At 43.8% G+C, this 20,401-nt stretch carries 18 protein-coding genes; 13 read left to right on the forward strand and 5 right to left on the reverse strand.

Translation table 11 applies throughout. The features are described from left to right. Positions 1 to 132 precede the first annotated feature (132 nt). The 12 genes from VPNCDNU1_RS11490 to VPNCDNU1_RS11545 all read left to right on the forward strand — a co-directional run bounded on the left by VPNCDNU1_RS11490 (position 133) and on the right by VPNCDNU1_RS11545 (position 10,594). Positions 133 to 750: an LPS-assembly lipoprotein LptE gene (locus VPNCDNU1_RS11490; RefSeq protein ID WP_104400435.1), complete on the forward strand. Its 618-nt coding sequence runs from the start codon at positions 133 to 135 to the stop codon at positions 748 to 750. Next, a complete protein-coding gene (gene holA / locus VPNCDNU1_RS11495; RefSeq protein ID WP_104400436.1) occupies positions 750 to 1,775 on the forward strand; it encodes a DNA polymerase III subunit delta in 1,026 nt (341 codons plus the stop codon). The genes VPNCDNU1_RS11490 and holA overlap by 1 nt, the downstream gene beginning before the upstream one ends. Before the next feature lie 109 nt (positions 1,776 to 1,884). Then, positions 1,885 to 2,202 (forward strand): ribosome silencing factor, encoded by a 318-nt coding sequence (gene rsfS / locus VPNCDNU1_RS11500; protein ID WP_101110761.1) that lies wholly within the window; start codon positions 1,885 to 1,887, stop codon positions 2,200 to 2,202. Between the two features lie 3 nt (positions 2,203 to 2,205). Continuing rightward, the gene (gene rlmH / locus VPNCDNU1_RS11505) at positions 2,206 to 2,676 is read left to right on the forward strand and encodes a 23S rRNA (pseudouridine(1915)-N(3))-methyltransferase RlmH (protein WP_104400437.1); all 471 of its coding nucleotides are present in this window, start codon (positions 2,206 to 2,208) and stop codon (positions 2,674 to 2,676) included. A gap of 6 nt (positions 2,677 to 2,682) precedes the next feature. Beyond that, positions 2,683 to 4,566: a penicillin-binding protein 2 gene (mrdA, locus tag VPNCDNU1_RS11510; protein ID WP_104400438.1), complete on the forward strand. Its 1,884-nt coding sequence runs from the start codon at positions 2,683 to 2,685 to the stop codon at positions 4,564 to 4,566. Continuing rightward, positions 4,566 to 5,687 carry a rod shape-determining protein RodA gene (gene rodA, locus VPNCDNU1_RS11515; RefSeq protein WP_104400439.1) on the forward strand — a complete coding sequence of 374 codons (1,122 nt, stop codon included), beginning with the start codon at positions 4,566 to 4,568 and terminating at the stop codon, positions 5,685 to 5,687. Before mrdA ends, rodA begins: the two co-directional genes overlap by 1 nt. Beyond that, on the forward strand, positions 5,687 to 6,481 hold the full coding sequence (locus tag VPNCDNU1_RS11520) for a septal ring lytic transglycosylase RlpA family protein (protein ID WP_104400440.1): 795 nt from the start codon (positions 5,687 to 5,689) through the stop codon (positions 6,479 to 6,481). Before rodA ends, VPNCDNU1_RS11520 begins: the two co-directional genes overlap by 1 nt. Positions 6,482 to 6,587: 106 nt before the next feature. Then, entirely contained in the window at positions 6,588 to 7,772 is a 1,185-nt protein-coding gene (locus VPNCDNU1_RS11525) for a serine hydrolase (protein WP_104400441.1), read from the forward strand. 149 nt (positions 7,773 to 7,921) lie between these two features. Continuing rightward, the gene (gene ybeD / locus VPNCDNU1_RS11530; RefSeq protein WP_101110767.1) at positions 7,922 to 8,200 is read left to right on the forward strand and encodes a DUF493 family protein YbeD; all 279 of its coding nucleotides are present in this window, start codon (positions 7,922 to 7,924) and stop codon (positions 8,198 to 8,200) included. Between the two features lie 211 nt (positions 8,201 to 8,411). Then, positions 8,412 to 9,071 (forward strand): lipoyl(octanoyl) transferase LipB, encoded by a 660-nt coding sequence (gene lipB / locus VPNCDNU1_RS11535; RefSeq protein ID WP_104400442.1) that lies wholly within the window; start codon positions 8,412 to 8,414, stop codon positions 9,069 to 9,071. Then, the gene (gene lipA, locus VPNCDNU1_RS11540; protein ID WP_101110769.1) at positions 9,068 to 10,033 is read left to right on the forward strand and encodes a lipoyl synthase; all 966 of its coding nucleotides are present in this window, start codon (positions 9,068 to 9,070) and stop codon (positions 10,031 to 10,033) included. Before lipB ends, lipA begins: the two co-directional genes overlap by 4 nt. Positions 10,034 to 10,267: 234 nt before the next feature. Then, positions 10,268 to 10,594 (forward strand): hypothetical protein, encoded by a 327-nt coding sequence (locus VPNCDNU1_RS11545; RefSeq protein ID WP_101110770.1) that lies wholly within the window; start codon positions 10,268 to 10,270, stop codon positions 10,592 to 10,594. Positions 10,595 to 10,681: 87 nt separating this feature from the next. Here the strand turns inward: VPNCDNU1_RS11545 and dnaJ are convergent, their stop codons facing one another. The 4 genes from dnaJ to glyA all read right to left on the reverse strand — a co-directional run bounded on the left by dnaJ (position 10,682) and on the right by glyA (position 17,365). Continuing rightward, positions 10,682 to 11,830 (reverse strand): molecular chaperone DnaJ, encoded by a 1,149-nt coding sequence (gene dnaJ, locus VPNCDNU1_RS11550; RefSeq protein WP_104400443.1) that lies wholly within the window; start codon positions 11,828 to 11,830, stop codon positions 10,682 to 10,684. 282 nt (positions 11,831 to 12,112) lie between these two features. After that, positions 12,113 to 14,029, reverse strand: coding sequence for a molecular chaperone DnaK (gene dnaK / locus VPNCDNU1_RS11555; protein WP_104400444.1), 1,917 nt, complete (start codon positions 14,027 to 14,029; stop codon positions 12,113 to 12,115). 264 nt (positions 14,030 to 14,293) lie between these two features. After that, positions 14,294 to 15,559 carry a dicarboxylate/amino acid:cation symporter gene (locus VPNCDNU1_RS11560; RefSeq protein WP_101110773.1) on the reverse strand — a complete coding sequence of 422 codons (1,266 nt, stop codon included), beginning with the start codon at positions 15,557 to 15,559 and terminating at the stop codon, positions 14,294 to 14,296. 555 nt (positions 15,560 to 16,114) lie between these two features. Continuing rightward, the gene (gene glyA / locus VPNCDNU1_RS11565) at positions 16,115 to 17,365 is read right to left on the reverse strand and encodes a serine hydroxymethyltransferase (protein ID WP_104400445.1); all 1,251 of its coding nucleotides are present in this window, start codon (positions 17,363 to 17,365) and stop codon (positions 16,115 to 16,117) included. A 348-nt stretch (positions 17,366 to 17,713) separates the two neighbouring features. Between glyA and VPNCDNU1_RS11570 the strand changes: the two genes are divergently transcribed. Beyond that, entirely contained in the window at positions 17,714 to 18,325 is a 612-nt protein-coding gene (locus tag VPNCDNU1_RS11570) for a YitT family protein (protein WP_104400446.1), read from the forward strand. A 350-nt stretch (positions 18,326 to 18,675) separates the two neighbouring features. Here the strand turns inward: VPNCDNU1_RS11570 and treC are convergent, their stop codons facing one another. Further along, positions 18,676 to 20,367, reverse strand: coding sequence for an alpha,alpha-phosphotrehalase (treC, locus tag VPNCDNU1_RS11575; protein ID WP_104400447.1), 1,692 nt, complete (start codon positions 20,365 to 20,367; stop codon positions 18,676 to 18,678). Between the last annotated feature and the right edge of the window lie 34 nt (positions 20,368 to 20,401).

Consider the following 20,401-nt stretch of genomic DNA (forward strand, 5'->3'; position numbering starts at 1 on the left):
ATACGTAAACAGGGTGAATCATCACCCTGTTTGTTTTTATCGGTGTATTTTGATGAGTACATTGCACGCGTTAATACACATTACGTAGACAGTGTTGTCATCAAAGTTAATCCGAATACTAGGAAACGATTTGTGAAGCGTGTTTCTTTTTCTCGCACCTTGCGTGCCTCTATTGTGCTTGTCCTGACAACAGTGTTGTCTGCTTGTGGTTTTCATTTCCGAGATACGTACTTTCTTCCAGAAGAACTTTCTGAAATATCATTTACCAGCTTTGATTCTTATGGCTCATTAACGCGGTACGTCCGTGCTGAGTTGGATTTGAATGGCGTAGATGCCGTTGCCCCAAGAGAAGACATCCCGAACCTGCATTTAACCAGTGAATCCAATGGTGAACGCACTCTCTCTTTGTATCAGAACAGCCGTGCAGCAGAGTATGAACTTACTTATGCTGCTTCGTACCGAGTGACGGTTCCGGGGATTGGCAGCCAAACCTTTACTACAACAGTCAACCGCAGTTTCTTGGATAACCCATTAACCGCTCTCGCTAAATCGACTGAAAAAGAAATGATCATTGATGAAATGCGTAAACAAGCCGCGAGACAAATCCTTCGTCAAATGGCGCGATTAAAAGCACAGCTTGATAAAAGCCAAAACGACATCATTAGCGAAAACCAAGAAGAAAGTGTGACGTTAGATCTCGGTGTAACCCAGACCACGACTACAGAAAAACTCGCGGTAGAGAACCAGTAATGCGTATTTTTGCCGACAAACTTGCTGATCACTTACCTCGCTCTCAGCACGGTATTTTTTTGGTCTTTGGCAATGAACCATTATTATTACAAGAAAGCCGAGAAGCGATACAGCAACATGCGCAAAGCCAAGGGTTTGAAGAACGCCACCGTTTTGCGATCGATGCTCAACTCGATTGGAACTTGGTGTACGACTGTTGTCAGGCATTGAGCCTATTTTCAGCTCGCCAGATCATTGAACTAGAGATTCCTGAAACTGGTGTAAATGCGGCAGCAGGGAAAGAGCTTATTGGCTTAGCTGATAGGCTTCACCCTGATATTCTGTTGGTACTCATTGGACACAAGCTAACCAAACAACAAGAAAGTGCTAAATGGTTTAAAGCACTTTCTGCCAATGGCTGTGTCGTGACCTGCCTAACCCCAGACACCCAACGATTACCTCAATTTGTGCAACAACGCTGCCGAAAACTGAACCTCGTTCCAGATAATCAAGCGATACAAATGTTGGCACAGTGGCACGAAGGTAATCTACTGGCCCTTTCTCAGAGCTTGGAAAAGTTAGCGCTTCTCTATCCTGATGGTCAGTTAACGTTGCTAAGAGTCGAAGAAGCATTAAGTCGTCATAATCACTTTACGCCATTCCAGTGGAGCGATTCATTACTTGCTGGCCAGAGTAAGCGAGCGCAAAGGATATTGAGGCAGCTTGAAGCGGAAGGCACTGAAGCTATCATTTTACTTCGTACTCTTCAGAAAGAATTACTACTGATATTGGAAATGCATAAAGAATTAGCCTCTCTACCGCTGGGTAAAGTCTTCGATGCCCGTAGAATTTGGCAAACTAAGCGTCCGATGTATTCAGCTGCACTACAAAGGCTAGCGCCAACTGATATTCAAAAATTGCTCTCATTGACAGCTCAAGCAGAGGTTGATGCAAAAACGCGCTACGACCGTCCAGTTTGGCTACTACTGGCTCAAATTTCACTTCAATTTTGTGAGCCAAAGGCTACATTCAATATAGCGCTTTAACAGCTCAATACCCTAATTCCACAACATCAAGAACTATTTCGCTCAGATGCGAGCATCTTAGAATAACTTGAGTATAATAACGGTTAAATTTTTTTTAAGGTAAAAGACATTGCAAGTACAAGATCTACGTGATTTTTTAGCGGATAAAGCAGACGATATGAAAGCAGAAGACATCGTTACCATTGATGTTCAAGGCAAATCCAGTGTTACAGACTTTATGGTTATCTGCACAGGAAACTCTAAGCGTCACGTAGCCTCTATAGCCGATCACGTCGCCAGTGAAGCTAAAAAAGCAGGGTTAGAACCGCTAGGTGTCGACGGTGAACAAGAAGGCGAATGGGTCGTTGTCGATATGGGTTCTACAATGGTTCACGTAATGCAAGAAGACCAACGAGAGCTGTACCAGCTTGAGAAACTCTGGAGCTAATCGTTGAAGATTCAACTTATTGCTGTTGGCACGAAAATGCCAAAGTGGGTAGAAGAAGGGTTTAAAGAATACAAACGTAGATTCCCCCACGACATGCCTTTGGAATTGATTGAAATCTCAGCAGGTAAGCGTGGAAAAAATGCTGACATTGCAAGAATTCTGCAAAAAGAAGGCGAAGCGATGCTGGCAGCAGTGCCAAAAGGTAATCGAATTGTTACTCTGGATATTCCAGGTAAGCGCTGGGATACAGAGCAACTTGCAGGACAGTTGGAAGCGTGGAAACTTGATGCACGTGATGTGTCAATTCTAATCGGTGGTCCTGAAGGTTTAGCACCGGCTTGCAAAGCGGCAGCCGAGCAAAGCTGGTCTTTGTCTCCTCTTACGCTACCTCATCCCTTAGTTCGTGTTGTCATGGCCGAAAGCCTATATCGAGCTTGGAGCATTACCGCTAACCACCCATATCATCGAGAATAACGCTAGATGAGACGTCAGCGCACCCAAATCCGAGATTACACCGCCGAGTCCGCCCTATTCTCGCGACGCGCCTTAGTCGCCTTTATGGGCATTGTGGCGCTTATGGGTGTGCTTCTCGTCAACTTATACAACATTCAAGTCAATCAGTTTCAAGACTACAAAACCCGCTCTAATGACAACCGTATAAAAGTGGTACCTATCGCCCCTAACCGCGGATTGATTTACGATCGCAATGGTATTCTACTCGCTGAAAACCGACCTATCTTCAGCCTTGAACTTACACCTGAAAAAATCAAAGACATTGATGAAACTATTATTCAATTGCGTACTTTTCTTGAGATCTCTGAAGAGCGTGTTACTCGGTTCCATAAAGAACGTAAACGTACTAGGCGCTTTAAATCCGTCCCACTGTTAAACCAGCTAACGGAAGTACAGGTTGCACTATTCTCTGTTAATCAGCATCGTTTCCCTGGTGTAGAAGTAAACGCTACGCTAAAGCGCTATTATCCTTACGGAAAAGTGCTTACTCATGTATTGGGCTATGTATCTCGAATTAATGATCGTGATTTACAACGCTTAGAGCGCGAGGACAAAGTAGCCAATTATCAAGCAACCCGTGATATTGGTAAGCTTGGTATTGAACGTTTTTATGAAGATCTGCTGCACGGTATTGCTGGTTACCAAGAAGTTGAAGTAAACAACCGTGGTCGCATTATTCGAACTTTAAAATACGTGCCACCTGTACCAGGGCAAGACATTGTTCTCAACCTAGACATTAAACTTCAGCAATACTTATTTGATTTACTAGATGGTCGAAGAGGTTCCGCAATTTTGCTCGACCCAACAGATAACGGTGTTTTAGCTATGCTTTCTAGCCCGAGCTACGATCCTAACTCTTTCGTCCACGGAATTTCTGGAAAAGACTATCGCGCCTTGTTAGAAGACAAAGACAGGCCTCTAGTTAACCGAGCAACACTTGGAATTTATCCACCAGCCTCTACGGTGAAGCCATTTATCGCCGTTGCAGCACTTCAAGAAAAAGTCATTACGACAAAAACCACACGTAATGATCCTGGGTACTGGCGTATTCCTAACTCGAAAACTCGACCATTTCGAGACTGGTTACGTTGGGGACACGGTCGTGTCGATATACTGAAATCAATCGAGGAATCAGTTGATACCTTTTATTATCAAATTGCCTACGACATGGGGATTGATCGTATCTCCACTTGGATGATGTTGTTTGGATTTGGTGACTTTACGGGTATCGATATTCATGAAGAAAGTAAAGCCAACATGCCAACCCGAGAATGGAAAATGGCGCGTCATCGCCAACCTTGGTATCAAGGTGATACGATCCCGGTGGGCATCGGGCAAGGCTACTGGACAGCAACCCCAATGCAAATAGCGAAAGCTACTTCCGTGTTGGTGAACAAAGGTGAAGTCATCGCTCCTCATTTGCTTAGAGCGACCATTGATAAAACTCAAGAGCCTCATGTGACAACAGCTGCGCCTATTGAATCTTACCCGCCCGTTGAAGGCGTATCTAAACGCTATTGGAATGTTGCCTTAGAAGGTATGCGTTTAGCAAACCACGGTAAAAAAGGAACAGCCCGACGAGCCTTCGCAAAAGCAGAATACATGACTGGTGGTAAATCCGGAACAGCGCAGGTGTTTGGGCTCAAGGAGGACGAAGAATACAACGCCGACGAACTGGCAGAACACTTGAGAGACCACGCTTTGTACACTGGCTTTGCTCCGTTCGATGATCCAGAAGTGATTGTGACCGTTGTATTAGAAAACGCCGGGGGCGGTTCTTCGAACGGTGCACCTGTTGCACGAGAGATCTTCGACCACGTTTTAATTGACAGCAAAGATGGGAATAAATAATGCGGTTTGACCCTTCTACCGGAAGAAATCGTTCCTTTTTCGATAAGCTCCATATCGACTTACCCATGTTGCTTGGGTTATTGCTGCTTATGTGTTTTGGACTGGTTGTTATGTACAGTGCCAGTGGGCAAAGCCTCGCGATGATGGACAGGCAAGCCATGAGAATGGGGCTATCTCTTGTCGTGATGTTACTGCTTGCACAAATCCCCCCACGCACCTATGAAACCGCCGCACCATTGTTGTTTGTTGTTGGAATATTCTTATTGTTAGGGGTTTTATTTTTCGGTGAAGCATCCAAAGGGGCCCAGCGATGGTTAAACCTTGGTTTTGTGCGCTTTCAGCCATCTGAATTATTGAAACTCGCCGTACCACTCATGGTGGCTAGGTACATTGGTAAGCGCTCGCTCCCCCCTACATTTAAAACACTGATAGCCTCATTATTGATGGTTTTCATTCCAACAATACTCATTGCCAAGCAACCCGACTTGGGAACCTCGATCCTCATCGCTGCGTCAGGGATTTTTGTTATTTTCCTTGCTGGAATAAGCTGGAAGATCATCACGGCGGCCGCCGTCGCACTCGGTGCTTTCATCCCTATTCTTTGGTTCTTCTTGATGAGAGAGTATCAAAAGGTTCGCGTAAGAACTTTATTTGACCCTGAATCCGATCCGTTGGGCGCAGGCTATCACATCATTCAAAGTAAAATTGCAATTGGTTCAGGAGGCTTGTCTGGGAAGGGCTGGCTACAAGGGACTCAGTCGCAACTTGAATTCCTACCAGAGCGTCATACTGACTTCATCTTTGCAGTTGTTGCGGAAGAATGGGGCATGATTGGTGTGGTCGCGTTACTCTGTATCTATTTATTTATTATTGGTCGTGGTCTGTATTTGGCCAGTAAAGCGCAGTCCGCATTCGGTAGAATGATGGCGGGCAGTGTTGTTCTTAGCTTTTTCGTTTATGTCTTTGTAAACATAGGCATGGTTAGTGGCATACTCCCAGTTGTAGGCGTACCACTGCCTTTGATTAGCTATGGAGGCACATCCATGGTAACGCTAATGGCCGGGTTTGGCATTCTGATGTCGATTCACACTCACCGTAAAATGCTCTCTAAGGCGAACTGATGGCTTTTAGAATTTACTCTCTTATCGTGGTGTTAATGCTTGCTTTAACTGGCTGTACAAGCCCCGACAAAGGCAGGTACACCATAGATGACGATGTCGCTCCTGAAGTACCGCTTTCTGTTGAACATATTGAAGATGCTCATCCTGTTTATGAACCCATCAGCTTGGGCGGCAACAAAGACTACAGTTTATTGGGAGGCTCATACAAAATAGTTAAAGAGCCAGAAGGGTTTACTCAAGAAGGTAAAGCGTCTTGGTACGGTAAAAAGTTTCATGGTCACCTAACATCTAACGGTGAAATATACGACATGTACTCTATGTCAGCAGCGCATAAGACTTTACCTCTTCCAAGTTACGTCAAGGTACTGAACAAAGACAACGGAAAAGCGGCAATTGTCCGCATTAACGACCGAGGTCCTTTTCATGAAGGGCGTATTATTGATTTAAGCTATGCTGCGGCATACAAGCTTGGTGTCGTTCAGACTGGTACAGCAAATGTGAAAATTGAATACATTTCTGTAAGCCGCGAAAATACATCGCTCGTTGCACAGAAAAAACTTCCAAGGTTTGTCATTCAAGTCGCCGCATCAAAAGATGAAGACAAAGCCCGAACTTTAGCGAAATCTTTGGGTCAAAGCCTATCAGTACGCAGCTATACAGAAGGGTCAAAAAAGATACATCGTATTTTTTTAGGTCCATTTAATGACCAAGAATTAACGCAAAAAACGTTAGCTCAAGTACACTCACAAGGCTACCCCACCGCGTTCATTAAACAAGTGAAACAGAATCCTTAAGGACAAACGGGTTAATTTGTGCAACAGTAAGCTTCTGACTTATCAGAGTGATTCTGCTAAGATACGAACGTTCAGCATTAAACATTCAGACTAACAACTAATACCAATGAAAAAATCTGTGAAATCTATTAAATCTTTGTTTGTCACTTCAGCAATCGTGTCAGCAACTTTCGCTTCTCCAGTATTCTCGGCTCCTATTGTTGTCCCTGATGCACCTGAAATCGCCGCTAAAGGTTTCGTGCTCATGGACTACCATTCAGGTAAAGTTCTGGCAGAAAAAGAGGCGAACACGCGTTTGTCCCCAGCAAGTCTTACCAAGATGATGACCAGCTATGTCATTGGTCAAGAACTTGATCGTGGCAATATTTCTCTTTCCGACAAAGTCGTCATCAGTAAGAATGCATGGGCGAAAAACTTCCCTGATTCTTCAAAAATGTTCATCGAAGTCGGTACGACTGTGACCGTAGAAGATCTGAACCGTGGCATCATAATTCAATCGGGTAACGATGCTTGTGTTGCTATGGCTGAGCATGTTGCAGGGTCAGAAGATGCGTTTGTTGATTTGATGAATGCTTGGGCTAATTCTATTGGCATGAGCAACACCAATTTTGCCAACGTACATGGGTTGGATAATCCAGACCTTTTCTCCACCCCTTACGATATGGCTTTGCTTGGTCAGGCCCTTATTCGTGATGTGCCAGACGAATACCGCATCTACGCTGAAAAGCAATTTACTTACAATGGCATAACCCAATACAACCGTAACGGCTTGCTTTGGGATAAAAGCATGAACGTAGACGGCATTAAAACAGGGCACACAAGCAAAGCTGGTTACAGCTTAGTGAGCTCTGCAACCGAAGGTAAAATGCGCCTAGTCGCCGTTGTAATGGGAACGAAAAGTGCTAACGCTCGTAAGGCGGAAAGCAAGAAACTGCTTAACTACGGATTCCGCTTTTTTGAAACGGTCTCTCCACACAAATCTGGTGAAACTTTCGTTAGCGAAAAAATCTGGATGGGTGATAAGGATGCCGTCGCGCTAGGTGTTGCAGAAGATACTTATGTCACGTTACCCCGTGGTCAAGCGAAAAACATGACTGCCAACTTCGTATTAGAAAAAGAACTGCAGGCACCGATTCGTAAAGGCGATGTGGTTGGACGCTTGTTCTACCAAGTTGAAGGTGACGACATCGCTGAGTACCCACTTCTAGCTCTGGAAGATGTAGAAGAAGGCAGCCTATTTAGCCGCTTAATTGACTACATTGTTTTACTATTCAAGAGCTGGTTTAGCTAAATCCAGCGTATCTAACTTAATTATTAAAAGCCGCGTTAGCGGCTTTTTTGCATCATAATGTGAGGGTACACTGATGTGACTTGAGATCCGTTACATTTGGCAGTACTATTTCGCACCGCAATATCGAATACTAAATCGGAGTTCTCGCAATGTTGAATATCAACTCAGACGCTAAACTAAAAGATCTGCTTGAGTTCCCTTGTCAGTTTACTTACAAGGTAATGGGCTACGCAAAACCAGAACTGCCAGAGCTTGTGTTAGAAGTCATTCAACGTCACGCTCCAGGCGACTACAGCCCTACCGTTAAGCCTAGTGGAAAAGGGACATATAACTCCGTCTCTATCACCATCACAGCCACTTCTATCGAGCAAGTAGAGTCACTCTACAAAGAGTTAGGCGATATCGACATCGTACGCATGGTACTTTAGCCGCTAACTATTTAGCTCAAATTGAAACAGCGACTTATTAGTCGCTGTTTTTCTAAGGTTTATTATCCTATCCATAGCACTAACCCTCAAATTTCCAGCATGGAATTCTGGCAAAGATGTAAAATCCATGTCGCTTATGTGTAGTTAGATTGGTTAAAGAAGTTTATAATCCGTTTACTTTTATCGTTCTTATTTCAAAGGATCTTTTAGTTTGCTTGAAGTCAAAGACCAGTTAGTCGTTAAAAAGCTAGGTCGACAAGATTACCTACCCGTTTGGCAAGCCATGCATGACTTTACTGATACTCGTGATGAAGAAACGGGCGACCAAGTTTGGCTTGTAGAACACAACCCAGTTTTTACCCAAGGTCAAGCAGGCAAAACAGAGCATCTAATTGATACTGGCGATATCCCAGTGGTACAGAGTGATCGTGGTGGTCAAGTTACCTACCATGGTCCTGGTCAGGTTGTGGCTTATTTCCTATTAAACCTGCGCCGCCGCTCATTGGGAGTAAGAGAATTAGTCACTCATATCGAAAATTTGGTTATTAATACACTGAAGCAATACGATATAGAATCCGAAGCAAAACCAGACGCTCCGGGTGTATATGTGAGTGATAAAAAGATTTGTTCGCTGGGGCTACGTATTCGAAAAGGTTGTTCTTTTCACGGACTCGCCTTAAATGTAAATATGGATCTCTCGCCATTTCTGCGTATTAACCCATGTGGCTACCAAGGAATGGAAATGGTCCAAATCAGCGATTTTAACAGTGATACTGAAGTGAGCAGCGTTGAAACAACGCTTATTGAAGAGCTTGTTGCACTGCTGGGCTACAAGCAAGTCGAAATTATTACAGAAAGCAAATCATCATGAGCAAACCTATCCAGATGGAAAAAGGCGTTAAATACCGCGACGCTGACAAAATGGCACTGATTCCAGTGAAGAACATGCCAATTGAACAGAAAGAAGTGTTACGCAAACCTGATTGGATGAAAATCAAGTTACCTTCTGATAGCAAACGTATCCAAGAAATCAAATCCGCTATGCGTAAGAATAATCTTCACTCTGTATGTGAAGAAGCCTCTTGCCCTAACTTAGCGGAATGCTTTAACCATGGTACGGCTACATTCATGATTTTAGGTGCTATCTGTACCCGTCGCTGTCCTTTCTGCGATGTTGCCCATGGTCGTCCAATTACACCGGACAGCAACGAGCCGCAGCATCTTGCTCAAACTATTAAAGACATGAAGCTCAAGTATGTCGTTATTACTTCTGTTGACCGAGATGATTTACGCGACGGTGGGGCACAGCATTTTGCTGACTGTAACCGTGAAATTCGCGCCATGAACCCAAGCATACGCATTGAAACCTTGGTTCCTGATTTCCGTGGTCGTATGGATACAGCGTTAGAGCTGTTAAAAGATAACCCACCAGATGTGTTCAACCACAACCTAGAAACAGCACCTCGCCTCTACCGTAAGGTTAGACCAGGTGCGAACTACAAGTGGTCACTTGATTTGCTTCGCAAGTTTAAAGAACAACACCCGGATGTTCCAACCAAATCCGGTGTGATGATGGGCTTAGGCGAAACAAAAGAAGAAATTGTAGAAGTTCTGAAAGATTTACGTGCTCACGGTGTAACAATGCTAACGCTTGGTCAGTATTTAGCACCAAGCCGTCACCACTTAGCGGTTGAACGCTATGTGCCACCTTCAGAGTTTGATGAGCTAAAAGAGATCGCACTAGAGCTAGGGTTCACTCACGCAGCATGTGGTCCATTTGTGCGTTCTTCTTACCATGCCGATCTTCAAGCTAAAGGGGTTGAGATTAAGTAAACTAACTCTTAACCTTCTATTACTATTAAGTTTTTTATAATTCGCCCCGATTTCGAGAAATCGGGGCGTTTTTTATACCGGAATTTTACTCACATCTGGCTTTACGCTAAGATGCTTAAATATTTTTACTTTAAAATCTGTTGTATAGCAGCTAAGCGAGTAAGTGGCGACTAGCCCAAACACTTCAGCTTGCTATTCAGCATAAAACTAACATCAACCAGTTGGAAACTACAGATGAAATTATTTGCAGTAGCAGGTCTAATGGCTTTGACGCTGGTAGGTTGTAGCTCTACACCTACCCAACAAGATAACTACATGGACGCTTCGTTCGAACTTTGTAATACCGAAGTAAAAGTTTACTCAGTAAGCGATGATGGTCGCGTTCGTATTGTGTGTGCAGATGGCTCCAAGTTTGCACTTCGCTCTGAAGTGACACTAGAGACAATGCGCAACATTAATGCTGACTACTGCAGCGGCGAAGGCTTGTCTAAATTTAACGAAAGTCAGCGTTACTACCAGTTCCGTTGTAAGTCTGGTGAAACCATCAGCATCAACAAGTAATCACTCACTTGTTTCAGATATAAAAAACGACAGCATTTGCTGTCGTTTTTTTATATCTCGATTTTACGTTGTTAGCTTGTTAGCTTGTTAGCTTGTTAGGTCATCAAAAAACTTCTTAACGCCCTTAAAGAAACCTTCTGACTTAGGGCTATGTTTATTCGCCGCATCACCGCCACATGTTTCTTCAAAATCACGCAGCAGTTCTTTTTGACGAGAACTTAATTTAACGGGTGTTTCAACAACCAATTTCACGATTAAGTCGCCAACGCCACCTCCACGAACACCTTTCACGCCTTTACCGCGCATACGGAACATACGACCTGTTTGCGTTTCCTCTGGCACTTTCAAGTTTACGCGACCATCTAAAGTCGGTACTTCAACTTCACCGCCTAACGCTGCCATAGCAAAGCTTACTGGTACTTCACAGTACAAGTTGTTTCCGTCACGCTCGAAGATATTGTGCTCACGAACATGCACTTGCACATACAAATCGCCAGCAGGTGCACCCATTTCTCCAGCTTCACCTTCGCCAGAAAGACGAATACGATCGCCCGTATCTACGCCAGCAGGGATCTTAACATTCAGCGTTTTTGTTTTCTGTTTACGACCCTGACCGTGGCAAGAGTTACATGGGTCTTTAATGATCTTCCCTTTACCATGACAGGTAGGACATGTTTGCTGAACCGCAAAGAAGCCTTGGCGCATTTGAACCTGACCATGACCATGACATGTTCCACATGTTTGAGCACCAGAACCTTTCTTAGCACCACTACCATCACAGACATCACACTCGACTAGAGTAGGAACTTCAATCTCTTTTTCAACACCGCGAACAGCTTCTTCTAATGACAGTTCCATGTTGTAACGAAGATCTGCGCCACGTTGAGCACGTGACTGACCACCGCCGCCACGGCGACCGCCACCAAAGATGTCGCCGAAAACGTCACCAAAGATATCACCAAAGTCAGCGCCGCCTCCACCGAAGCCACCGCCGCCGCCCATTCCACCTTGTTCAAAGGCTGCGTGACCGTATTGGTCATACGCGGCTTTCTTCTGTGGATCTAAAAGAATTTCGTACGCTTCTTTTACTTCTTTAAACTTTTCCGCAGCCGATTCGTCACCCTGATTACGGTCTGGGTGAAATTTCATAGCAAGACGCTTATACGCCTTTTTTACATCGCGTTCTGATGCATCACGGCCAACGCCTAATACTTCGTAAAAATCACGTTTTGACATGTTCTTCGTCACCAATTATTTACTGCAAACGGATGGTTCCGCTTGGTGGTTTGTATCAATCTAGATAAGGAGGCTGATCCTAAGGTTATGAGAAAAGCATATGTATGAATAGCACCACAAGCCAGTGTGCTAAGCACCTTACTATCACAAACTCTTTATCTGGATTGATTCCTTATTTACAAACTTGCGGGCGTAAGAGATAACTCGAACGCCCGCAGCATAGAAGATTTAGACGCTATATCACCCGAAATATTGATATTTCGAGTGATAATAGCTTAGAGATTATTTCTTCTCGTCTTTCACTTCTTCAAACTCAGCATCAACAACATCGTCGTCTTGCTTAGGTTGTTCGCCAGCTTCTGCGCCTGCAGCTTGTTCAGCTTGAGCTTTTTGCTGTGCGATTTCCATTAGCTTTTGAGATGCTGCCATTAGCGCCTGAACTTTCGCGTCGATAGCTTCTTTATCTTCGCCTTTCTTCGCTTCTTCTAGCTCAGTAATTGCTGCTTCGATCTTTTCTTTGTCTTCAGCAGGAAGCGCATCACCCGCTTCTTCAATTTGCTTCTGAGTACCGTGGATCATTTGGTCAGCTTGGTTACGAGCAGAGGCCAATTCTTCGAACTTCTTGTCCGCTTCTTTGTTTGCTTCTGCTTCTTGTACCATTTTCTCGATTTCGTCGTCGCTTAGACCACCAGACGCCTGGATTGTGATCTTTTGCTCTTTACCTGTCGACTTATCTTTCGCAGATACGTGCAATATACCATCCGCATCAAGGTCGAAAGTTACTTCGATTTGAGGCATACCACGAGGTGCAGGCTGGATACCTTCTAGGTTGAATTGACCTAGAGATTTGTTATGCATCGCTTGCTTGCGCTCACCCTGAAGAACGTGGATAGTTACCGCGTTTTGGTTGTCTTCAGCTGTAGAGAATACTTGGTTAGCTTTCGTAGGTACTGTTGTGTTTTTCTCAACTAGAGCTGTCATTACGCCGCCCATAGTTTCGATACCTAGAGAAAGAGGCGTTACATCTAGAAGTAGTACGTCTTTCACTTCACCAGCAAGTACACCGCCTTGAACTGCAGCACCCATTGCTACTGCTTCATCAGGGTTCACGTCTTTACGAGCTTCTTTACCGAAGAACTCAGCAACTTTTGACTGAACCATAGGCATACGCGTTTGACCACCAACAAGAATTACGTCTGTAATTTCGCTTACTGATAAGTCTGAATCTGCTAGAGCAACTTTTAGTGGCTCAAGAGAACGTTGAACAAGGTCTTCAACTAGTGCTTCTAGTTTCGCACGAGTCACTTTAACGTTCATGTGCTTAGGACCAGTTGCATCAGCGGTAACGTAAGGTAGGTTCACGTCAGTTTGCTGTGCAGAAGACAGTTCGATTTTCGCTTTTTCTGCCGCTTCTTTAACACGCTGCATTGCTAGAGGATCAACTTTAAGGTCGATGCCTTGCTCTTTCTTAAACTCGTCTACTAAGTAGTTGATTAGACGGTTATCGAAATCTTCACCACCAAGGTGTGTATCACCATTAGTTGCTAGTACTTCGAAAGTTTGCTCGCCATCAACGTTGTCGATTTCGATGATAGAGATATCGAACGTACCACCACCAAGGTCGTATACCGCAATAGTGCGATCGCCTTCTTGCTTGTCTAGACCGTATGCTAGAGCAGCAGCTGTTGGTTCGTTGATAATACGCTTAACATCAAGACCAGCGATACGACCTGCATCTTTAGTTGCTTGACGCTGAGCATCGTTGAAGTATGCAGGAACAGTCACTACAGCGCCTGTTACTTCTTCACCTAGGAAGTCTTCTGCCGTTTTCTTCATTTTCTTTAGAACTTCAGCAGAAACCTGAGGAGCAGCCATTTTCTGACCTTTCGCTTCTACCCACGCATCGCCGTTGTCAGCCTTAACAATTTTGTAAGGCATGATTTCGATGTCGCGTTGAACTTCATCATCTTCGAAACGACGACCGATCAAACGCTTGATTGCAAATAGCGTGTTTTCCGGGTTTGTAACTGCTTGACGTTTCGCAGGTTGACCTACCAGCGTTTCACCGTCTGTATAAGCAATAACAGATGCAGTTGTGCGCTCACCCTCAGCGTTCTCGATTACGCGTGGTGCATCGCCGTCCAACACAGCAACACAAGAGTTAGTAGTACCTAAGTCAATACCAATGATTTTACCCATCAGGCTATCTCCGATTAAATCAATTATCTTTTTGCTATATCCCCATAAGTGGGGATGAGGAATGGGGATTCAACCCCTACTCACAAAATATGTGTGCAAACTACTTTGCTTTGTCTATGCCCAATAGATAAGGGCATGGAATACCTTTTCAAGGGGATTGATTAAAAAAAGTAACGTTTTTTTTCTTTTTTCTCTGAACCCTTGTCGTTACAACAAAAAACGGAGCCAAAAGGCTCCGCTTATATAAGCCAATTTTCGTCGTAATTAGCTCACTTGAACAGGTTCTGATTTTTCTTCAACACCTATTTCGTTTTCAGATTTAGCTACGATGGTGTTCACCGCAGTATCACCTACTACGTTTGAAGACGTACAGAACATATCATTGATACGGTCTACTGCCGCAATGATAGCCAAGCCTTCAGGTGGAAGACCCAATTGGTGCAGTAATACACCAACCATAACCACACCGCCACCAGGAACACCACCTGCACCGATAGATAGAAGCAGAATCGTTAAACCAAGAGTAAAGATATCAGCAGAGTTGATTGGCTGACCAAATGCATTGGCTACAAAAATTGTCGCAAGGGCAATGTAGATGGATACGCCAGACATGTTCATTGTCGCACCAAGTGGTACACCAAAACCGGCAACAGATCGAGAGACGTTTAACTTCTCGGTAAGTGTGCGCATGGTAACAGGGATAGTTGCGTTAGAACTTGCTGTCGAAAGTGAAAACAGAACTTGCTCGCGCGTTGCACGCATAAACTGTTTTGGAGAAATACCTGTAGCCAACCCTACGACGGTTGGATAGAAGAAGAAAATCCAGAACACCAACATTGCGACAACAAGGGCAACATATCCAGCCACTGACGCCAGTGTATTTCCATCTAAAGTCGCGCCAAGTTGAATCATCAACGCGAATACACCGTATGGTGCAAGGCTCATGACCAAACCCACCAACTTCATCATGATCTCGTTTGCCATTTTGAAGGTGCGAATTGCAGGGCCACCGCGCGAATCCAGAGCTTGAATAGCAAGACCAGTTAGGATTGCCATAAAGATGATTTGTAGCATGTCACCGTTTGCAAACGCCTGTACAGGGTTGCTTGGCACGATGTTCACAACCAGAGAGAAGATGTCTGGTGTTTCTGTTGTCGTTAATTTCACCGCTTCAGAAACCGTACCAGCCAAATTAGCGTCAGCACCCGGCTGAACAATCATTCCGATAGTCAGTGCCGCAGTAATCGCAATGATGGTATTGAAAATGTACAAGGCAAAAGTTTTACCACCAAGACGTCCAAAAGAAGTGATATCTTTTAACTCAACAATACCGCAGACGATCGACACATAGACCAACGGCACGACCAAAAGCTTGATAAGTGAAACAAACATTCCACCTGCGCCCTCAGCCGCTCCCAAAACATAAGTATCCATAATGGTAATGCCATTGAATAAGTACTGAATGGCGGTACCTATCATTAGGCCGGCAAATAGACCTATAAAAATTTTTGTTGAAAGCGATTTATTCATCGTTTCACTCCAGTTGTTTATGCTTGCATATAGTATTTTGATAGTTATTTACTGCACCAATAAATGCAGAGGGCAGGAATAATACACACTGGATTCACAAATAAAAGGCACTATTAACAAAAATATCACAATGAACTTCACAAAATTTAATCTGATATTTTCCTTAAAACTCGAAACAAAAAACTAAATACAAATTAGGTCAGTGAGTTAACTCCAATCTCGTTCAAGAAACAAACAACCTGTTTTTTGAAAGAAACAAAGTCAATTAACCTTATAAATAGAAAGCCTTTTTAGTGTTTTCAGGATGAAATACCGAATAATTGCAAAAACCCATCAGTACTATTCACAGCAGAATATAAAATGTACTTAGAGTAGATTACTGGCGAGATACAGAGACAACGGTCAATGAAGCATGCTTTAGCTTCAAAAAAAAGCGCAGCCATAAGGCTGCGCTTTAATTTTTCTAAATCAATCGGTTCTAAATTAAAAAGAAACACACAATGTATAAACAATACCTAGGCATTTCTGAAAGTTATTAGAACGAAATAAAAGATACTATGCGTAAACAGGTAGACGCTTACAGATCTCAAGTACTTTCGCTTTTGTCGCTTCAATTACGGCTTCATCACCCATGTTGTCTAAGATGTCACACATCCAGCCAGCTAGGTTTTTCGCGTCTTCTTCAGTAAAGCCACGACGAGTAATTGAAGGCGTACCTACACGAACACCCGACGTAACGAACGGGCTACGTGGATCGTTTGGTACTGAGTTTTTATTTACTGTAATGTTTGCCGCACCAAGTGCAGCATCGGCATCTTTACCCGTGATGTCTTTGCTGATGAGATCAACTAGGAACAAGTGGTTTTCTGTTGAGCCAGAAACGATGTCGTAACCGCGCTCTAGGAATTCTGCCACCATTGCTTTTGCATTCGCAACAACGCGTACTTGGTACTCTTTAAATTCTGGTTCTAGTGCTTCTTTGAACGCTACCGCTTTACCTGCGATAACGTGCATAAGAGGACCACCTTGACCGCCAGGGAATACTGCTGAGTTCAGCTTCTTGTAGAAATCTTCACCTTCATTAGAAAGGATCAGACCGCCACGTGGACCAGCTAGTGTTTTGTGCGTTGTTGTAGTAACTACGTGAGCGTGCGGCACTGGGTTAGGGTAAACACCTGCTGCAATTAGACCAGCAACGTGAGCCATGTCTACGAAGAAGTAAGCACCTACTTTGTCTGCGATTTCACGCATGCGCGCCCAATCACAAACTTGGGAATAAGCAGAGAAGCCACCGATGATCATTTTCGGTTTGTGCTCTACTGCTAATGCTTCCATTTCGTCGTAATTGATTTGGCCAGCTTCATCGATGCCGTAAGGGATAACGTTGTAGTGTTTACCAGAGAAGTTAACTGGAGAACCGTGAGTTAGGTGACCACCGTGCGCCAGGCTCATACCTAGAACTGTATCGCCTGGGTTAAGAAGTGCCATGTACACAGCACTGTTTGCTTGAGAACCAGAGTGAGGCTGTACGTTTGCGTAATCAGCACCAAATAGTTCACATGCGCGATCAATAGCCAATGCTTCTACTTTGTCTACGAACTCACAACCACCATAGTAACGCTTGCCTGGGTAGCCTTCAGCGTACTTGTTTGTTAGCTGAGAACCTTGCGCTTCCATTACACGTGGGCTGGTGTAGTTTTCTGAAGCGATAAGCTCGATGTGCTCTTCCTGGCGAAGAGTCTCTTCTTGGATTGCTGTAAATAGGTCCGCATCGTAATCAGCGATGTTCATATCACGCTTAAGCATCTGTATCTCCTGACTCAGATTTACTGAAAGTTTCAAAAAAGCCACACAACGACCAAAAGCAAACGTTTTCGTCACCGTATTTGATGGGGTGCATTCTACATAATTTGATCTGCGTCATAAAGTGACTTTTGCAACTTTCTTTATGTAGATATTTCATGTTCCGTTTGAGTGTTCATCATAGTGGTGGTCTATATCGTTTCCTTAAACTATATCACTGTCAACTTAAAGGTTTACACCATGTAAATCTACAGATACATAAGTTAGAGAGAAAATTACCATTCAAGCTATCGAAAGCAGAAGTTTTTAACTAGTATTCCGCTCAATTTCGGTAAGTTAGCATGTAATTTGATGGAAAAACACACAAGAAAAGAAGATTGGATCGCAATACTGACAGGCACATTTTTAGTCGCGCAGGGCGTATTCTTCTTACAAAATGCGAGTTTGCTGACAGGTGGAACTACAGGTTTGGCGCTTTTAATTAGCCAATTTGTGCCTTTTAGTTTCGGCGTTCTCTATTTCGCATCAAATATCCCATTCTATATTTTAGGATGGAAACGCTTTGGCAAAAGATTCGCGCTGACCAGTTTAATTTCTGGAGCGCTTGTTTCTATATTTGCCGATAATCTGCACTGGCTGATTCAGATTGATAGCATTAACCCACTTTACTGCGCCATATCGGGCGGATTATTGATGGGACTGGGCATGCTGATCTTATTCCGCCATCACACCAGCCTTGGTGGCTTTAACGTGCTTTGTTTGATTATTCAAGATAAGACAGGGTTCTCAGTTGGCAAAAGCCAAATGATCATTGATTGTGCGATTCTAATTGCTTCATTCTTTTTCGTTTCGCTTGAAGTCATCGGCTTGTCTATTTTAGGGGCAATCGCACTGAACTTAGTGCTGGCTATGAACCATAAACCAACACGATACAGTGTAAGTAAGCGCTCAGTTCAACACTAATATCCCCAAGTGACCTCAAAATGCTAGGTTCAGCGAGAGTTAACTGGCTTTCAAGCAAGGCATCCATCTGCAGATCTAGTTGTTCTAAATCAAGAATCGATAACGTAGTATGAAAGCCAGTTAAACTCGCCCTTGGGAGCCCATATTCTGCCCCACTTCATCGTCTAAGAACTTGGAAAGGACTCGTCATTCCGCTGCGTTCCTGATTTTGAAGTGAGAAAGGCTTGAATTGAAACAGAATATGAGGCTCTGAATCCTGCATCTTGAGGTTACTTGGGGATATAAAAAAACAACGTCAGCAACAAAAAAACCGGGCAATCCAATTGCTCGGCTTTTTTTATGCCTTTATTTTAGTGCGAAACACTCTCAATGATAAAAACACGGCTTTCATAGGGTTCAAGAGATTGTTTCGAACTCTGAACCAAATTCAGCTGCTCAACGGTTTGATAGTTTCCAACAACACCTTTTGCTTGTTTCATGTCATACCGGCTCGGTAGACTGATTTCGACCTGCTCTGCGTAAAAGTTATTAATACAAATCAGTGTCTGATAGCCATTACTTCGAGCGTACGCGAAAACAGACGGATGATCTGGCAATAAATCTTGGTAATCCCCATCCGTTATCACGGGGAGTTCTTTGCGTAGACGAATGAGTGACTGATAAAAATAGAAGACTGAGCCTTTATCTTCGAACGCTGTCATTGCATTCACATCACGGTAATTTCTTGCAACATCAATCCATGGTGTCCCTTGGGTAAACCCTGCATTTTCAGAATCATCCCACTGCATAGGCGTTCTTGAGTTATCACGTGACTTGCTCGCTAAAATACGAAGCATGTCATCGGAGCTCCCCCCTTGCTGGTTCACCATGATGTCATACATGTTCGTGCTTTCGACATCTCGGTATTGGTCTATTGAATCAAAATGAGGGTTTGTCATGCCAATTTCTTCGCCTTGATAAATATAGGGCGTGCCTTGCATGAAGTGTACGGAAGCGGCGAGCATTTTGGCTGACTCCACTCGATATCGCTTATCATCCCCCAACCTGCTCACTACACGAGGCTGGTCATGATTACACCAAAATAGAGCGCCCCACCCCTTTCCGTTCAAACCTTGCTGCCAGTGATTAAAGATGGACTTCAATTGAAGAAAATCAAACGGTGCAAGCCCCCACTTCTCACCATTCGGATAATCGACTTTAAGGTGGTGGAAATTAAACACCATGGACAATTCTTTACCATCCAACGAAGAGTATTTCTGGCAATGCTCTAGCGTAGTTGAAGACATCTCCCCTACTGTGACACTGCCATATTTTTGAAATACCGTTTGGCTGATTTCTTGTAGATATTCATGTACGCGAGGTCCATCGGTGTAAAATCGACGACCATCTCCAACATCATCAGATGGGAAGTCTTGCTGTTTAGAAATAAGATTAATGACATCCAAACGAAACCCATCAACGCCTTTCTCTGCCCAATACTCAATCACCGCTTTGACTTCTTCACGGACTTGAAGGTTTTCCCAATTCAGATCAGCCTGCTCTTTAGCAAATAAGTGCAGATAATATTGGTTGGTGGATTCATCAAACTCCCACGCCGAACCACCAAATTTAGATTCCCAGTTATTAGGAATATCACCATTGAGCGGATCTCGCCAAATGTAGTAGTCGCGGTATGGACTATTCTTGTCACCCAAAGCTGACTGGAACCAAGCATGCGCTGTCGACGTATGGTTAACGACGATATCCATAATAATGCGAATCCCTTTTGCATGTGCCGCGGCAATCAATTCATCAAAGTCTTCCATGGTGCCGAAATCGGGGTTAATGGCGTAATAGTCCGAAATATCATAACCGTTATCGACCATTGGAGAACGGTAAACAGGGGTTAACCAGATAGCGTCAATGCCCAGTGCTTTCAAATACCCTAACTTCGAAATGATCCCCTGAATATCTCCAGTGCCAGAACTTCCGCTGTCACAAAAACTTTTTGGATAGATTTGGTAAATAGACGCTTTGCGCCACCAGTCGTTATGAATAGTCATTATTTCGATCTCAGAGTAAAGCGCAGGCAGCCAA

The organism is Vibrio penaeicida, assembly GCF_002933855.1.
Taxonomy (GTDB): Bacteria; Pseudomonadota; Gammaproteobacteria; order Enterobacterales; family Vibrionaceae; genus Vibrio; species Vibrio penaeicida_A.

Coding starts and splice junctions, on each gene's coding strand:
- holA (WP_104400436.1), top strand. CDS start 750: ATGCGTATTTTTGCCGACAAACTTGCTGATCACTTACCTCGCTCTCAG.
- mrdA (WP_104400438.1), top strand. CDS start 2,683: ATGAGACGTCAGCGCACCCAAATCCGAGATTACACCGCCGAGTCCGCC.
- rodA (WP_104400439.1), top strand. CDS start 4,566: ATGCGGTTTGACCCTTCTACCGGAAGAAATCGTTCCTTTTTCGATAAG.
- VPNCDNU1_RS11520 (WP_104400440.1), top strand. CDS start 5,687: ATGGCTTTTAGAATTTACTCTCTTATCGTGGTGTTAATGCTTGCTTTA.
- VPNCDNU1_RS11525 (WP_104400441.1), top strand. CDS start 6,588: ATGAAAAAATCTGTGAAATCTATTAAATCTTTGTTTGTCACTTCAGCA.
- ybeD (WP_101110767.1), top strand. CDS start 7,922: ATGTTGAATATCAACTCAGACGCTAAACTAAAAGATCTGCTTGAGTTC.
- lipA (WP_101110769.1), top strand. CDS start 9,068: ATGAGCAAACCTATCCAGATGGAAAAAGGCGTTAAATACCGCGACGCT.
- VPNCDNU1_RS11545 (WP_101110770.1), top strand. CDS start 10,268: ATGAAATTATTTGCAGTAGCAGGTCTAATGGCTTTGACGCTGGTAGGT.
- dnaJ (WP_104400443.1), bottom strand. CDS start 11,830: ATGTCAAAACGTGATTTTTACGAAGTATTAGGCGTTGGCCGTGATGCA.
- dnaK (WP_104400444.1), bottom strand. CDS start 14,029: ATGGGTAAAATCATTGGTATTGACTTAGGTACTACTAACTCTTGTGTT.
- VPNCDNU1_RS11560 (WP_101110773.1), bottom strand. CDS start 15,559: ATGAATAAATCGCTTTCAACAAAAATTTTTATAGGTCTATTTGCCGGC.
- glyA (WP_104400445.1), bottom strand. CDS start 17,365: ATGCTTAAGCGTGATATGAACATCGCTGATTACGATGCGGACCTATTT.
- VPNCDNU1_RS11570 (WP_104400446.1), top strand. CDS start 17,714: ATGGAAAAACACACAAGAAAAGAAGATTGGATCGCAATACTGACAGGC.
- treC (WP_104400447.1), bottom strand. CDS start 20,367: ATGACTATTCATAACGACTGGTGGCGCAAAGCGTCTATTTACCAAATC.